Origin of the sequence: Sulfitobacter sp. HI0040, from assembly GCF_001634885.1 — a bacterium.
In the GTDB taxonomy this organism is placed as follows: Bacteria; Pseudomonadota; Alphaproteobacteria; order Rhodobacterales; family Rhodobacteraceae; genus Sulfitobacter.
Window position 1 is genome coordinate 1 of sequence record NZ_LWEX01000011.1, and the last position, 14,340, is coordinate 14,340.

17 protein-coding genes are annotated in these 14,340 nt (G+C 62.9%); 4 read left to right on the forward strand and 13 right to left on the reverse strand.

Annotated elements, in window-relative coordinates; genetic code table 11:
* Positions 1 to 77: 77 nt before the first annotated feature.
* From fghA to paaI, 5 genes are all read right to left on the reverse strand, one after another.
* Positions 78 to 911, reverse strand: coding sequence for an S-formylglutathione hydrolase (gene fghA, locus A3728_RS01060; protein WP_067919477.1), 834 nt, complete (start codon positions 909 to 911; stop codon positions 78 to 80).
* A gap of 74 nt (positions 912 to 985) precedes the next feature.
* Positions 986 to 1,915: an AEC family transporter gene (locus A3728_RS01065; protein ID WP_067919478.1), complete on the reverse strand. Its 930-nt coding sequence runs from the start codon at positions 1,913 to 1,915 to the stop codon at positions 986 to 988.
* A gap of 74 nt (positions 1,916 to 1,989) precedes the next feature.
* On the reverse strand, positions 1,990 to 2,964 hold the full coding sequence (gene mbfA / locus A3728_RS01070; protein ID WP_067919479.1) for an iron exporter MbfA: 975 nt from the start codon (positions 2,962 to 2,964) through the stop codon (positions 1,990 to 1,992).
* Positions 2,965 to 3,058: 94 nt separating this feature from the next.
* Positions 3,059 to 4,375 carry a phenylacetate--CoA ligase PaaK gene (gene paaK / locus A3728_RS01075; protein ID WP_067919480.1) on the reverse strand — a complete coding sequence of 439 codons (1,317 nt, stop codon included), beginning with the start codon at positions 4,373 to 4,375 and terminating at the stop codon, positions 3,059 to 3,061.
* Entirely contained in the window at positions 4,372 to 4,812 is a 441-nt protein-coding gene (paaI, locus tag A3728_RS01080; protein WP_067919481.1) for a hydroxyphenylacetyl-CoA thioesterase PaaI, read from the reverse strand. The genes paaK and paaI overlap by 4 nt, the downstream gene beginning before the upstream one ends.
* 109 nt (positions 4,813 to 4,921) lie before the next feature.
* Between paaI and A3728_RS01085 the strand changes: the two genes are divergently transcribed.
* Positions 4,922 to 5,272, forward strand: coding sequence for a DUF2794 domain-containing protein (locus A3728_RS01085; protein WP_150120592.1), 351 nt, complete (start codon positions 4,922 to 4,924; stop codon positions 5,270 to 5,272).
* Here the strand turns inward: A3728_RS01085 and A3728_RS01090 are convergent, their stop codons facing one another.
* The 3 genes from A3728_RS01090 to A3728_RS01100 all read right to left on the reverse strand — a co-directional run bounded on the left by A3728_RS01090 (position 5,273) and on the right by A3728_RS01100 (position 7,908).
* On the reverse strand, positions 5,273 to 6,073 hold the full coding sequence (locus A3728_RS01090) for a C40 family peptidase (RefSeq protein WP_067919482.1): 801 nt from the start codon (positions 6,071 to 6,073) through the stop codon (positions 5,273 to 5,275).
* Positions 6,070 to 7,452, reverse strand: coding sequence for a leucyl aminopeptidase family protein (locus A3728_RS01095; RefSeq protein WP_067919483.1), 1,383 nt, complete (start codon positions 7,450 to 7,452; stop codon positions 6,070 to 6,072). Before A3728_RS01095 ends, A3728_RS01090 begins: the two co-directional genes overlap by 4 nt.
* 78 nt (positions 7,453 to 7,530) lie before the next feature.
* Complete coding sequence (locus A3728_RS01100; protein WP_067919484.1) at positions 7,531 to 7,908, reverse strand: hypothetical protein; 378 nt, start codon at positions 7,906 to 7,908, stop codon at positions 7,531 to 7,533.
* A gap of 148 nt (positions 7,909 to 8,056) precedes the next feature.
* On the opposite strand from A3728_RS01100, the gene A3728_RS01105 reads away from it, so the two are divergent.
* On the forward strand, positions 8,057 to 8,707 hold the full coding sequence (locus A3728_RS01105) for a carbonic anhydrase (protein ID WP_067919521.1): 651 nt from the start codon (positions 8,057 to 8,059) through the stop codon (positions 8,705 to 8,707).
* Positions 8,708 to 8,918: 211 nt separating this feature from the next.
* Positions 8,919 to 9,152 (forward strand): hypothetical protein, encoded by a 234-nt coding sequence (locus A3728_RS22590; RefSeq protein WP_150120595.1) that lies wholly within the window; start codon positions 8,919 to 8,921, stop codon positions 9,150 to 9,152.
* Between the two features lie 133 nt (positions 9,153 to 9,285).
* Here A3728_RS22590 and A3728_RS01115 read toward each other — a convergent pair whose 3' ends face one another.
* From A3728_RS01115 to A3728_RS01135, 5 genes are all read right to left on the reverse strand, one after another.
* Positions 9,286 to 10,308 carry an aspartate-semialdehyde dehydrogenase gene (locus A3728_RS01115; RefSeq protein ID WP_067919487.1) on the reverse strand — a complete coding sequence of 341 codons (1,023 nt, stop codon included), beginning with the start codon at positions 10,306 to 10,308 and terminating at the stop codon, positions 9,286 to 9,288.
* 78 nt (positions 10,309 to 10,386) lie between these two features.
* Positions 10,387 to 11,562, reverse strand: coding sequence for an MFS transporter (locus tag A3728_RS01120; RefSeq protein WP_067919488.1), 1,176 nt, complete (start codon positions 11,560 to 11,562; stop codon positions 10,387 to 10,389).
* Entirely contained in the window at positions 11,559 to 12,335 is a 777-nt protein-coding gene (locus tag A3728_RS01125; protein WP_067919489.1) for an aldolase/citrate lyase family protein, read from the reverse strand. The genes A3728_RS01120 and A3728_RS01125 overlap by 4 nt, the downstream gene beginning before the upstream one ends.
* A 159-nt stretch (positions 12,336 to 12,494) precedes the next feature.
* The gene (locus A3728_RS01130) at positions 12,495 to 13,169 is read right to left on the reverse strand and encodes a winged helix-turn-helix domain-containing protein (RefSeq protein WP_067919495.1); all 675 of its coding nucleotides are present in this window, start codon (positions 13,167 to 13,169) and stop codon (positions 12,495 to 12,497) included.
* A gap of 1 nt (position 13,170) precedes the next feature.
* The gene (locus A3728_RS01135) at positions 13,171 to 13,461 is read right to left on the reverse strand and encodes a hypothetical protein (protein ID WP_067919522.1); all 291 of its coding nucleotides are present in this window, start codon (positions 13,459 to 13,461) and stop codon (positions 13,171 to 13,173) included.
* 204 nt (positions 13,462 to 13,665) lie between these two features.
* Here A3728_RS01135 and A3728_RS01140 point away from each other — a divergent pair, with 204 nt between their 5' ends.
* Positions 13,666 to 14,280 (forward strand): hypothetical protein, encoded by a 615-nt coding sequence (locus tag A3728_RS01140; protein ID WP_067919497.1) that lies wholly within the window; start codon positions 13,666 to 13,668, stop codon positions 14,278 to 14,280.
* The last annotated feature ends 60 nt before the right edge of the window (positions 14,281 to 14,340 follow it).

A 14,340-nucleotide genomic window follows, 5' to 3' on the forward strand; every position in this document is an offset into this window, starting at 1 on the left:
ACGCGCTCCGCCTCTTCCTTCACCGGGCAGGCGTCGGCATCGACGTAGACAGCCGTCATGCGGTTGTCGCCTTGGCGTCAGCCCGCATGTAGCGCATCGGCGTGGAAGGCGACGTGATCTTCCATGAAGGTCGAAATGAAGAAATAGCTGTGATCATAGCCCGGCTGCATCCGGAAGGTCATCTGCTGGCGTCGCTTGGCTGCCGCCTCGGCCAGTGCTTCGGGCATCAGAAGGTCGAGGAACTGATCCTCGGTACCCTGGTCGATCAGCACCGGACCGTCGAACCCCTTTTCCCGCATGAGCAGCGTTGAATCATGCGCACGCCACGTGGACTCATCATCGCCCAGATAGGCCGACAATTGCTTGCGCCCCCAGTCGCTTTCAGTGGGGTGGGTGATCGGGGCGAAGGCGGAAACCGAAAGGAAGCGCCCCGGGAGCGACATGGCCAGCGTCAGCGCACCATGACCCCCCATGGAATGGCCACAGATCGACTGCCGTTCCATATCGAGCGCGAATTCACGGCCCAGAAGCTCGGGCAGTTCGTCGGCAATGTAATCCCACATGCGGAAATGCTTGGCCCAGGGGTCCTGTGTGGCGTTCACGTAAAACCCGGCCCCCTTGCCGAGGTCATAGGCCTCGTCATCGGGAACGTCTTCGCCCCGGGGCGATGTATCGGGAAAGATGATCGCGATGCCGTGTTCCGCGGCCCAGCATTGGGCATTGGCCTTTGTCATCGCGTTTTCATGGGTGCAGGTCAGCCCCGACAGATACCAGAGCAGGGGCACAGGGCCGTCTTTCGCTTCCTCGGGCAGGAAAAGGCCGAATGTCATTTCGCAGCCGCAGACCGCCGAGTCGTGCGAATAGACACCTTGTGTGCCCCCGTAGCTGATGTTCTTCGATACCGTCTTCATCAAATGCTCCTTAGAGATTGAACGCAGCCCGCGTGGGGCCGTGGGATTGGAAGCGCTGGTGAGCGCGGGATCTGCTACAATTTCGATACCTGCGCGATCACGAGGCTGACGGTCAAGATACTGACCGCCGTCGATACGAGGATCGCCGCAGAGACCCGCTGCGGCGCCACCTTGTAATGTTCCGCCAGCATATAGACGTTGCCCGCCACCGGCAGGGCGGCGGCGGCAATGATCACGCCAGCCTTGTAGGGGTCCACCTTAAACAGCAACAGCGCGGCAAATGCCACCAGCAGGGGGTGCAGGACCAGTTTGCAAAAGCTCAGCCAGGCGGCGATCTGCAGGCGTTCCGCCGATTTGGTCGCGAGCGAGGCACCGATGGCAAAAAGGGCCCCGGGGGTGGCCGCACCGCCCAGGATGGCAAGGAATTCGTTCAGCGGCTCGGGAATGGGAAGTTGCAGCCCCGACCACGCGAAGCCGAGTGAAATCGCCACCACCATGGGATTGCTGATCAGGCCAAGCCCGATGGTCTTGAACATCGCAAGTTTCAACTGCCCTTCGCGCGCCCCGGTGATCAGGATCACGATAAGGCTGGAGAAGATGACCAGATCGATCGCAAGCACCAGCATGACCGGGCCAATGGCCTCGGGGCCGAGCAGCAGCGTCAGCATCGGCACACCGAGAAAGCCGGTATTGCCAATGGCCGCGCATTGCGCCTCGATCGCGTTGGTAGGCACATCGAGCCGCCGCAGGAATCCCACGATGCTGGCGATGCAATATACGAATGCCGTGCCCCAGAGGTACGCGATCACGAGCCGGGTGTCCCAGACCTCTTCCAGCGACAGGTTGGCCGAAAAGCGGAACAACATGGCGGAAAGGGCGAAATAGAAGACGAATTTCGTCAGATAGGCTGTCGCTTCGGAGGTGAAGAACCGGCTGCGACCCGCCCAGTAGCCCAATCCGATCAGCGCAAAGAAGGGCAGTGTTTTCAGGAATATAGGGAGCATGCGTCTGGGTCAGCCCACCGCGCTAAGATGGTGGCCGGACGATCCCGCATTGGCCTGCTGTCGATCGGTGTCCGTCATCCGGAGCCGATCAGCACGCCGGCCCCGAAAACGAGCGCACCCCCGAGAACGACCTGAAGTGCGGCCCGGAAGAAGGGGGTCTCCATGTAGCGGTTCTGGATCCAGGCAATGGCCCAGAGTTCGACGAAGACCACGATGATGGCGATTGTCGTCGCGGTCCAGAAATCCGTGATCAGGTAGGGCAGCGCGTGGCCCAGCCCGCCGAGCGTCGTCATCACCCCCGACGCGAAGCCGCGTTTGACCGGTGACCCCCTTCCCGAAAGTTCACCGTCATCAGAAGCCGCTTCGGTAAAGCCCATGGAGATACCCGCCCCGACGGAGGCTGCGAGCCCCACGAGGAAGGTCGTCCATGTATCCTGCGTGGCAAAGGCGGTGGCAAAAATCGGGGCGAGGGTAGAAACGGACCCGTCCATTAACCCGGCAAGGCCCGGTTGCACCCATGTAAGGATGAACTGCCGGTGCGCGCGGGAGTCCTCCTCCTGCAGGGTGTCTTCGCTCAGATTGGTCTGCATCAGGTTATCGGCGGCGGACTGATGCCCCGATTCCGCCGCTGCAAGGTCGCCCAGCAGCTTGCGCGTGGCCGCGTCTGTCGTACGGGCAGCCGCCGCGAGGTAAAAATGCTCCGCCTGTTGTTCCATGGCGGCGGCCTCCGCCCTGATCCGATCAAGCCCGAGATTCTCGATCAGCCAGACGGGACGGCGGGCGTAATAGCCGGAAACATGCTCTCTCCGGAGGAGCGGGATGACGTTGCCGAAGCGTTCGCGGTGCAGATCGATTAGGCGCTGGCGATGCGTATCCTCTTCGGCGGCCATGCCGTCGAAAATCGCCGCGGTGTCGGGATAGTCGTTCCGCAGTCGTTCGGCATATCCGCGGTAGATCTGCGCGTCGTCTTCCTCTGACGAAATGGCGAGCGCGAGTATTTCCTGTTCGGACAGGTCCTTGAAGCGTTTGCGGTTCAGTGAAAAGCGCATCTGGCAATCCCGGGTCGGTTGGGGCGACTTTAGGTCACCCGCCCGTCCCCGACAATCGGATAACCTGCGACAGATGGCGCGGGCGCCCGCCCTGTCAATCGCCGGAGCGGGGACGGTTGTCGACGATCCGCACCGCCTTTCCTTCCGATCGGGCGACGCTGCCGACCGGGGCGACATCGACCAGAATGCTGATGCCGATGGTCTGTTTCACCCTCTCGGCAAAAGCACGGGCCGCGCCTTTGCGGTCATCCTCCGACAGCCCGGGATCGGCGCATTCGCACAGGACGCGCAACTGGTCCATCCGGTCGGGGCGCGACAGTTCGATCTGGAAGTGCGGGGCCAGGCCCGCAGTCGCCAGAAGCGCCTCTTCGATCTGGGTGGGAAAAACGTTCACGCCGCGCAGGATGATCATGTCATCGCTGCGCCCGGTGACCTTTTCCATCCGGCGCATGGAGCGCGCGGTGCCGGGCAGCAGGCGCGTCAGATCGCGGGTGCGGTAGCGGATAATGGGAAAGGCTTCCTTCGTGAGGGAGGTGAAGACAAGCTCGCCCTGCTCTCCGTCCTCCACGGGTTGGCCGGTTTCGGGATTGATCACCTCGGGAAAGAAATGGTCTTCCCAGATGTGCAGCCCATCTTTGGATTCCACACATTCCATGGAAACGCCGGGGCCCATGATCTCGCTCAGCCCGTAGATGTCGACCGCATGCATGTCGAAAGCCTCTTCGATTTCGCGGCGCATGGCGTTCGTCCAGGGTTCGGCCCCGAAAATCCCGACCTGAAGCGAGGTTTCGCGCGGGTCGATGTCCTGTTCGGCAAAGGCATCCAGGATCGAAAGCGCGTAACTGGGGGTCACGGTAATGCCCTTGGGCGCGAAATCGGTGATCAGGCGCACCTGTCGGGGCGTCATCCCCCCGGAAACCGGCACGGTCGCCAATCCCAGCGCATCCGCACCCAGCTGAATGCCCAGACCGCCGGTGAACAGGCCGTAGCCATAGGCGTTGTGCAGCATGTCGCCCGGCCGCAATCCGCCCGCGCGCAGCGACCGCGCGACCACTTTGCCCCAAACGTCGAGGTCGGCCTTCGTATAGCCTACAACGGTGGGCTGGCCGGTGGTGCCGGAAGACGCGTGGATGCGCGCGACCTTGTCCTGCGGTACGGCGAACATCCCGAAGGGGTAATTGTCCCGCAGGTCGGTTTTGACGGTAAAGGGGAACTTCGCCAGATCTTCCAGTGTCGTCAGATCATCTGGGTGAACACCGGCGGCATCGAAGTTGGATTTGTAGAAGTGCACATTGTCATAGGCATGGCGCAGCGACCATTTCAGCCGGTCAAGCTGAAGTGCCGATATCTCGTCCCGGCTGGCGGTTTCGATAGGTTCCAGATCTCCCTTCGCGGGGCTCAGATCCTTCATGCGGTGTCCTCCTCTTCGGGGAAATGGCGGCCCTCCACCGTACGCGACAGCCCGCGAAAGACCGCCACGCTGCGCCCGTCGCCGCCCGTCACGGAAACATCGTAGACGCCGGAACGCCCGCTGCGCGAAACTTCGAGCGCGGTGGCCTGCAGGCGTTCACCTTCCCGGCCGGGTGCGAGGTAGGTGATCTGGTTCTGCTGGGCCACTGCAAGCTGGTTGTAGCTGTTGCAGGCAAAGGCAAAGGCGCTGTCGGCCAGGAGGAAGATGAAACCGCCGTGGCAGATGCCGTGCCCGTTGAGCATGTCTGGCCGTACCTCCATGGACAGAACGGCCCGGCCCGGGGCGATGTCATCGATCCGCATGCCCAATCCGGCGGAAGCACGGTCGGCGGCGAACATCGTCTCGGCGCTGCGCTGGGCGCGTTCCTGCGGTGTCATCCCTCACCTCGTGTTTCACTTTCGGCAATGTTTGACCGGTTCTGTAACGCGTTCAACCCGTATTCGCGCTGACGGGGTTGATTTGGGCCGTGAAGGGCGCAACTGTCAAATGATGATGCAGCCCTTACCCCCGTCCGTCACCCCGCTGAGAGCCCCGGAACAGGTGGCCTTTCACCGGACGGAGCTTTCCCTGATCCTGTCGCTCTACGGTCGCATGGTCGCGGCGGGGGAATGGCGTGACTACGGCATTTCCTGCCTGCGGGATGTCGCGGTCTTTTCCGTCTTTCGGCGCACGGCGGAGATACCGCTTTACCGGATCGAAAAGCGCCCGAAGTTGCGCAGCAAGCAGGGAATGTATGCCGTGGTGGGAACGGGCGGGCAGATATTGCGGCGGGGTCATGATCTGGCTGCGGTGCTGCGCGTGCTGGAACGCAAACTCATCCGCGCGGTGGACGATTGATCACAGGCTGGCGGGCAGAACCGGCCTGCGATGTGCCGTCACGGGGCCGCCGCCTTGTTCCTCGATCCGGGCAATCGCTTCTGACAGGCCTTCGCGGGTGACCGACATCGCGTAAGCGTTGGCATGGATGATCTCTTCCGGCCCGGTGACGAGCGCGACATGGCCTTTCCAGAACAAAAGGTCGTTCCGCTGCGGTGGGGTGTTGCCGTCGCATGATTGCCCGATGGCTTTTTCCTGCATGTCGCTGTCACCCGGGCAATCGATGCCGCAGGCGAGCAGCGCGGCCTGTACCAGACCGGAGCAGTCGATCCCCCAGCGGCTGTTGCCACCCCAGAGGTAAGGCGTGCCGAGGAAAAGCTCCGCCACCGTGACCGGGTCCTTCGCGGTTTCCTCCAACTTTTGCAGGTGCTGACGGGGGATACATCCCAATGGTGTCTCGGCGTAACCCTCCGCCTCCCGCGAGACATGGACAAGGCTGCCATAGCTCAGCGAGGCCCGATCGGCGGATTTGAAATCGGCGTGCAGATAGGCATGGGTTGCGGGCGCGCTTACCCGGTGGGTGGCCTGCTGAACATCGCTCAGCCCCATCATGCGCAGATGCCCGCAATAGCCGTCCTTTGCGGCCTGCACATAGGCCCAACCGTTTTTGGCATGCAAGATCGTGACCTGCTCGCCATAGAGCAACTGCCTGTCCCGCGGCCCGTCCGGACTGCGCAGCAGATCACAGACCGGAACGGAGACCTGCGCGGGCCGCGCCTCTCCCGCCAGTTCGGGATCAGGGGTCGTACGCGGATCGCTCATCTGCGCAGCAGGTCAGGCAGGGCCGCGAACAGCGCTCGTGTGCCTTGGCCGACGCCCCCTTTCGGTCGGCCCGGTGCCTCGGACGGCTGCCAGCCGTAAATGTCGAAATGGGCATAGCGACTATCCGTGACAAAGCGGCGCAGGAAGAGCGCGGCGGTAATGCAGCCCGCGAATCCGCCCTTTGGCGCATTGTCCAGATCCGCGATGCCGGGTTCGATCATCTCTTCGTATGGGTCATGGAACGGCATACGCCAGACGGGATCCTGCTGCGACTGCGCCGCGGCTTCCAACGCAGAGACGAAGCCCGCGTCATTGCTGAAATAGGGGGCGAGGTCCGGGCCCACGGCCACTCGCGCGGCCCCTGTCAGCGTGGCCATTGAAATGATCTGGTCCGGCTTCTCTTCATCCGCGAGCGCCAGTGCATCGGCCAGTACCAACCGGCCTTCGGCGTCTGTGTTATTGATCTCGACCGTCGGCCCCTTGCGAGATGTCAGGATATCCTGCGGGCGGAAAGCGTTCCCGGATACGGAGTTTTCCACCGCCGGGACGAGCACCCGGAGGCGAACCTCCGCCTTGGTCGCCATGATCATATGCGCAAGGCCCAGCACCGCCGCGGAGCCGCCCATATCCTTTTTCATCAACCCCATTGATGCGCCGGGTTTGAGGTTCAGCCCCCCGGTATCGAAACAGACGCCCTTTCCCACCAGTGTCAGTGTCGGCCCGCTGTCGCCCCAGCGCATGTCGATAAGCCGCGGCTCCCGCGCGGCGGCCCGGCCCACCGCGTGGATCATGGGCAGGTTTTGCTCAAGGAGGGCATCGCCTGTGGTGACGGTAATATCCGCCCCGAAGCGTTCAGCGAGATTTCGTGCTGCGGCTTCCAGATTGTCGGGGCCCATGTCCGAAGCGGGTGTATTGATCAGGTCCCGGGAGAGGTATTCACCCTCTGCCAGGGCCATGACCCGGGCCGCGTCGATGCCGCCCGGTGTGACGAGCCTTGCCTTCATGGCGCTCTGGTCGCGATAGCGGTCGAACCGGTATCCCGCCAGCAACCAGCCGAGCGCTTCGACTTCGCGGGCCTCTTCGGGCAGGCCGCTTTCGAGGCGGTAATGCCCCGCCGGTAGCTTTGCGGCACCATTCGCGAGGTGAAAACGCCCGCGCGCCCGGCTTTTTTCGGTGCCATAGCCGATGAGGGCCTGTGCGATGCCGCCGTTCGCATCCGGCAGCGCGAACGCTTGGCCGAGCGCGCCTGCAAATCCCTGCGCCTTTGCCCAGGCACGCGCCTGTTCCGGGGCTTCTGCCATCCAGGCGTCCAACTGATCCTCTGCCACTAGGTGGAGGGGGATGGCGTCTGCGCTGTCTTCGACGAACTCGGCAATCATGAAGGGGCCTTTCGGGCTGTGTCACATCGGGGCGGAGCCTAGACGAAACCGCGCCACCCGCAACCGCCACGGCAGCCTTCAGATCGTGATCCCTTCGGTATCCCAGATGGCGGTGAGCGATGTATCCCCGATCCGCAGAAGCCGCCCGACCGTGGCCCCCAATGCTGTTCGGTCCGCGATCTCGACACAATGAACGACATCCAGCGCGACGCGTTTCAGCAATTCCATACCGACCTGATCCGCGATGGCGGCCAAGGCCCGCGCCTGTTTGCGCAATTCGCGGACCCGGTCGCTGGCGTACGCTTCGGCGCAGCGGGACAGGCGCGTCGCCATCTCCTCCAATGCGCGGCAGACCACGTCCTCGGCCCCGGCCTCGCCCAGTTCGGCGCAGAGCGCGCCCAGCCGATCCGCATCGACGGCCACGACCTCGGACGGTCGCATCTGCAGAATTTGCATTCCTTCACCTTCTCACCACGCCGCACCACCCGCAGGCAACATCGGAGTTTCCCCTTTGCAAATGGTTGAAGCCAAAGCCGGTTTTCGCTCGAAATCACGGCAGATTTGAGCTATCGAAGCCCAGATTAATGCCAGAATGGACGCGGATATGAATAAGGCCAAGGCACTGCCAAACTACCTTGTGCAACGTTATCACGGCTGGAAAGCCACCGGATATGCAGAGAACGAGTCCTGGTATCGACGTCTTGCCTCCGAAGGCCAACATCCCCGCGCCATGGTCATTTCCTGCTGCGACAGCCGGGTGCATGTGACCTCAATCTTCGGGGCGGATCAGGGCGAATTCTTCATCCATCGGAACATCGCCAACCTTGTCCCGCCCTACCAGCCGGACGGCCAGCAGCACGGGACCTCAGCTGCGGTCGAATATGCCGTGCGGGCGCTGAAGGTGGCGCATCTGATCGTGCTGGGGCATTCAAGCTGCGGCGGTGTGCAGGGCTGCATCAATATGTGCAAAGGCGAGGCACCGGAACTCGAAGCCAAGGACAGCTTCGTTGGCCGCTGGATGGACATCCTGAAACCCAAGTATGAACTGGTGGCCGACATCAAGGACGCGAAGAAACAGGCGCACCAGCTTGAGAAACACGCCGTCATGATCTCGCTCGAGAACCTGATGACCTTCCCATGGGTGAAGGAACAGGTCGAAAGCGGGGAGCTGTCACTCCACGGGCTCTGGACCAATATCGGCGAAGGCGGGTTGGAGTATTACGATACGCAAAAGGCCCAATTCCTCCCCGTCTGATCATTTAACCCCGGGTTAACCGATTCGCAGCGACCGTGGGTGGATGAAGCCTGATTATCGCCCTTGGAAGCTGTCGCCCGATCTTCTTTCTCCCGCCGCGCATGCGGAGGAGTCGCAGAATGTCTTGCTGGGCCATCTCATCCGTGACCTCCTTCGGCGGGAGGCGCGGCGCAGTTGTGCAGGGGGCGCAGCTGCCACAAGCACGCGACTGGTGACCGCAGTCGAAGCGCTGCTGTCCCGCGATCTGTCGCTCGCAACGGACTGGGGCGATCTGGCCTGCCGTTTGGCGGCAGAGGGCTATGAGTTGCGGGCCGAAGGGGCGGGGGCCGCACTTTACCGGCAGCCCTGTGGTCGCCGAATCTGCGATCTTTCGGCGCTGGGGGTGGCCTATCAGACACTTGCACGCCGGTTCGGTGCCCCTATGCCGGGTCACCCAGCGGGGTGAATCTGCTATGGCGTAGGGGGACCCACGGACCTCGCCCCGCAGTGAATAGTGCGCATTATTTCTGACCATGGCGGAAAGCAGAAAGGGGGCCGAGGCCCCCTTCGCAACGTTCTATCAAAACCCCTTGGGGGTCTCAGCCTTTCTTGAGAACCTCGCGGCCCAGCAATTCGGCGATCTGCACCGCGTTCAAGGCCGCGCCCTTGCGCAGGTTATCGGATACGCACCACAGGTTCAGCCCGTTCTCGATCGTGCTGTCCTGCCGGATGCGGCTGATGAAGGTCGCGAAGTCACCGACGCATTCCACCGGCGTGACGTAGCCGCCGTCCTCCCGCTTGTCGATCACCATGATCCCCGGCGCTTCGCGCAGGATGTCGCGGGCCTCATCCTCGTCCAGATGGTCTTCGAATTCGATGTTGATCGCTTCGGAATGACCTACGAAGACGGGGACGCGCACGCAGGTCGCGGTGACCTTGATCTTGGGGTCCACGATCTTCTTGGTTTCGGCGACCATCTTCCATTCTTCCTTGGTCTCGCCAGAGTCCATGAAGACGTCAATGTGCGGAATCACGTTGAAGGCGATCTGCTTGGTGAACTTCTTCGCCGGCTTGTCGTCGACCGGGTTGTAGATGCTCTTGGTCTGGTCCCAAAGCTCGTCGATACCGTCCTTACCGGCCCCCGACACGGACTGGTAGGTGCTGACGACCACCCGTTTAATGGTGGCACGGTCATGCAGCGGCTTGAGCGCCACGACCATCTGCGCGGTGGAGCAGTTCGGATTGGCGATGATGTTCTTCTTCGCGTAATCGTGGATGGCCTGCGGATTGACCTCGGGCACGATCAGCGGAACCTCGGAATCGTAGCGATAGAGCGACGAATTATCGATCACCACGCATCCTGCCTTTGCGGCGGTGGGGGCGTATTTCTTCGTCGCTTCGGAGCCGACGGCGAAAAGCGCGATGTCCCATCCCGTGAAATCGAACGTATCAAGGTCTTTCGTCTTCAGGGTTTTCTCACCGAAGCTGACCTCGGAACCGAGCGATTTGCGCGAAGCCAGCGCAACGATCTCGTCCACGGGGAACTGGCGCTCGGCCAGAATGTTCAGCATTTCGCGGCCCACATTGCCAGTGGCGCCCGCGACGGCGACGCGATAACCCATCTGTTCTCTCCAATATATACGTGATGGTTTCCGCCCTTTATCGCGTGTGCCCGGCGAGGGAAAGGGCCGCCGCCGCGATCAGCGGGCGCTGTCGCGCGAGAAAAGGTAGATCGCAAGCCCCGCAGTCAGGCAAATGGCGAACAGCAGGTAGACCGCGACATAGGGATCGGTCGGCGTTTCGGCGGGAAGCGCGCCGCGATAGACCCGGCCAGAGAAGAACTGCAGCAGACCCACGCCGCCGATGCTGAACAGGTTCAGCATGGTCACGCCGCGCCCGATCAGATGAGGCGGCAGGAAGCTGCGCCCATGCGCCATGATCACCGGGTAGGTCGCGCCGAAGAAACCGATCGCGCAGAACAGTGCAATGGAAAGCCACAGGTTCTGGCCGGGCAGGACGATCAGGGCCAGCGCGGGCAGCAGCGTGAAAACCGTGCCCCCCACGATCATCCATTTGCGCGAACCGAGTATCCGGTCGAGCGGGCCGTAGGCCAGGGTGCCAAGGATCATGGCTATGCCCATAAATAGTGTCGCCTGCCCGATCATGCCGGTCGTGGCATCGAACACCTCCGACAGGTAGGGCCCGATCCAGAGGCCGCGCAGTGCGCCTGAAATCGCATAGCTCACCCCCATGAGCGGGAAGATGAACCACAGCACCCGCATGCGAAACAGCTCGGCAAGCGAGCCTTTCGCCTCCCCATCGATTCGCGCAGGATCCCGAACGAAGATCAGGATGCCGAGCGCGACAAGCGCGGAAATGCCCCCCAGCCCCCACAGCGCCGCCCGCCAGCCCATGGTGTCGGCGGCCAGCGCCATGGGATAGGAGGCGACAAGGTTGCCCAAGCTGCCCAGCCCGACCATGACAGAGGCGAGAACGGCAAACTGCGCGGGCGGGTATTCGCGCGCGAAGATGTAATAGGAGGCCATCAGCACCGGCGCGCAGCCGATCCCGATCAGGGCCATCGCGATGTTGATATGCGCGGCACTGGTCGCCAGCGCGAAGACGGCGGCACCACCCCCGCCGCCGACAAGCAAAAGCGCCGCCGCTGTCTTCCGCGGACCGATGGTGTCGAGCGCCCAGCCCACGGGGATCTGCATGGCCGCGAAGATCAGAAACCAGAGACCCGAAGCAAAAGCGAGGTCATCCGGGGTCGCGCCGATGTCGCGGCCAAGCGCGGGTGTCAGCACGGCCAGAAAGGCGCGGAAGAACTGGCTCAGCACATAGGCCAGCCCTAGGAGCAGGATGCCGGGGCTCATTTCTCGGGGTCGGTCCACTTCCGGGCCAGCGATCGTGCCGATTGGGCCAGCAGCAGAACGTCGGCCCCCACGGCCACGAAACGCGCCCCCGCGTCGAGCGCGGCGCGGGTGAAATCATCTTCCGTCGACAGGATGCCGGGCGCTTTTCCGGCGGCGGCAATGCGGCGAAGCGCGTCCATGATGGCGGCTTCGACCTCTGGCGCGCGGGGGTTGCCCATATGCCCCATGTCGGCGGCAAGGTCGGCTGGCCCGATGAACACGCCGTCGACCCCGTCCACGGCAAGAATTTCGTCAAGCGCCTCAAGTCCAGCCCTACTTTCGACCTGGATCAGCAGGCAGATCTGCGCATCAGCCGTCTTTCCGTAATCGCCGATGGCACCGAAGCCCGCCGCCCGCGTCAGCGCGTAACCGACGCCGCGGTCGCCCGTGGGCGGGTAGGTGCAGGCCCGCACCAGCGCCCGGGCCTGATCGGCACTGTCCACCATGGGAGCCAGAAGCGTCTGCGCGCCCGCGTCCAGCATCTGCTTGATGATCCAGGTCTCTCCGATGGGCACGCGCACTACGGGATGGCTCGGGGAAGGGGCCAATGCCTGAAGCTGGGACAGGACCGAGCGCAGATCGTTGGGGGCGTGTTCCCCGTCCACCACGAGCCAGTCGAATCCGGCGGTGCCCATCAGTTCGGCCGAATAGGGATCGGCAAGCCCGAGCCAGCAGCCATAGAGTGTCCTGCCTTCGGCAAGGGCGGATTTGAACTCGTTATGAGGGGCGGGCATGAAACCTCCGGGACACGCTTCGCGGCACCTTAGGCACGGTTGCCGGTGGTTGACCAGAGGTCATCCGGCCCGTCCGGATGTTGTCTCGAGGAGGAAAGAGGGGGGCGCTGCCCCCGGCCCTTGGGGGCCTCCCCCGGAGTATTTGGAAAAGGGTGAAGATCAGATGACCTTGATCACATCCTTGTCGATGGCGAGCATATAGCCCCGGCGCGCGATGTTCTTGACCAGCAATTCCGACACGATCTGATTGCCCAGCGTGTCCCGCAGGCGCTTGATCCGCGTGGCACCGGCGGCCTCTTCGCAGTCGGCGGCGTTGCGGCCCGAGATCATGCCTTCGATTTCGGAGCCGGAGAGCACGTCATCGTCCATCCGTGCTTCGGCAAGGACGGACATCGTTTCCATCGCGGCGGCGGTGAGCTTGAAGCCGAGGTTGTTGAGATAGACGGTGTTTTCTTCCCGACTGATGAGGAGCGAATTGACCTGTATGCCGACCCTTTCGATCTGGGCCATACGCCGATTGAAACCGATCAGCATCACCAGAAACACCAGCGCGGCCACCAGCATGGCGGCGGCGAAAATGAGCAGAACCACGATCACGATACGGTAGCTGTCCAGCGTGTCGGCAAAGGCATTGCCCGACTGCGCGAGGATTTCCAGCAGCTTCACCTCGGCCTGCGTCGTCAGATCGTCATTCTCGACGAAGATTCGCTCGACCTGCGCGTTGAAGGTATTGGCGTCCGGCAGGGCCCAGAGCAGCAGCAGCACACCGATGAGCAACACGGCCACCACGGCGGCGATACCGCCACCAATGAATCGCCCGCCCAGCCTGCGCATGTCAGAAGCGAAGGTAATTCTGTCCAGCACTGTCTTTCCTCTGCTCCAGTCCGTCTTCGCCGAAGACGGAAACGATAGTCAGCAACGTCCAGCCTTCGGCCGCAAGGCGCGGCGTCAGTTCCTGCTGGGCGCTCTTCTTGTCGCATGCTCCGCTGAGGCGCGCCACGCCGTAATGCAGCCTCAGGGGGCTGTCCTGCTTCGCCTTGTAATCGGCATAGCAGGTTTCGGCGGCGGCTGCACTCGACAGAGTCATCGCGATCAGAAGCGTCATGGAAAGAATGAAGGTTTTCATGCCTTTGTAATGGGCCATTCCGCGCGGATATTCAATATCTTCCGCCTCTTGGGGTCTGCGCTATCGGATAACAGGGGGCTGTTATTGCCTGTCCCGTCGGGTTGGCCCCATCTGGCATCACAAGCCAATACCGGGTCACGAGACCCGCGGCAAAGCGGTCTGCGATTTGCAGGTCAGACGCGCCGCCAACAAAGAGGATAGACAATGCACCGCCGCATCATAGCAGGGATCATCGCCGCTTCCGTTGTCCTGACCACTGTCGGGGCCCTGCCGGCACGGGCCGGGGAAAAGGACGTCGCACGCATTGCGACCCTGCTGGGTGTCGCCGTGGTCGGCAAGCTCATCTATGACAAGTATCAGCGCGAAAAGGAGCAGGCCGCACAGCAGCAGCAGGTTTCGCGCAGCCAGCCCTATTCTCCGGTCTACGTGCCGCAGCAGCGCCAGCAGCCGCAATATCGGGCGCCTGAGCCCCATGTTCATCCGCATCAGCCCGCACCCCGGGTCGAAACGCAGCCCCGCGTTCATCGGGATCATCCGGCGCCCCGGATCGAATCGCGGCGCGCACCGGCCCCGGTTGCGCCCCGGCCCCTGCCGGAGCTCGTGGACCGGAAGTTGCTGCCGAAGGAGTGTTTTCGCAGCTACGACACCGTCAGCGGCAGCCACCTGATGTTCGGCGAAGACTGCCTCCGGGACAATTATCGCTTTGCCAACCGTCTTCCCCAGGAATGCGCGCAACGCGTCCAGACCTATAGCGGCATCCACAACGGGTACGACGCCCGCTGCCTGCGCCAATCGGGATACAGCTTGGCGCGCGGATAAATCCGCGTGCCTTGGTCGGGCGGCACGTCCCTGCCGTCCGAATGGAAGGGAGAGATGTTC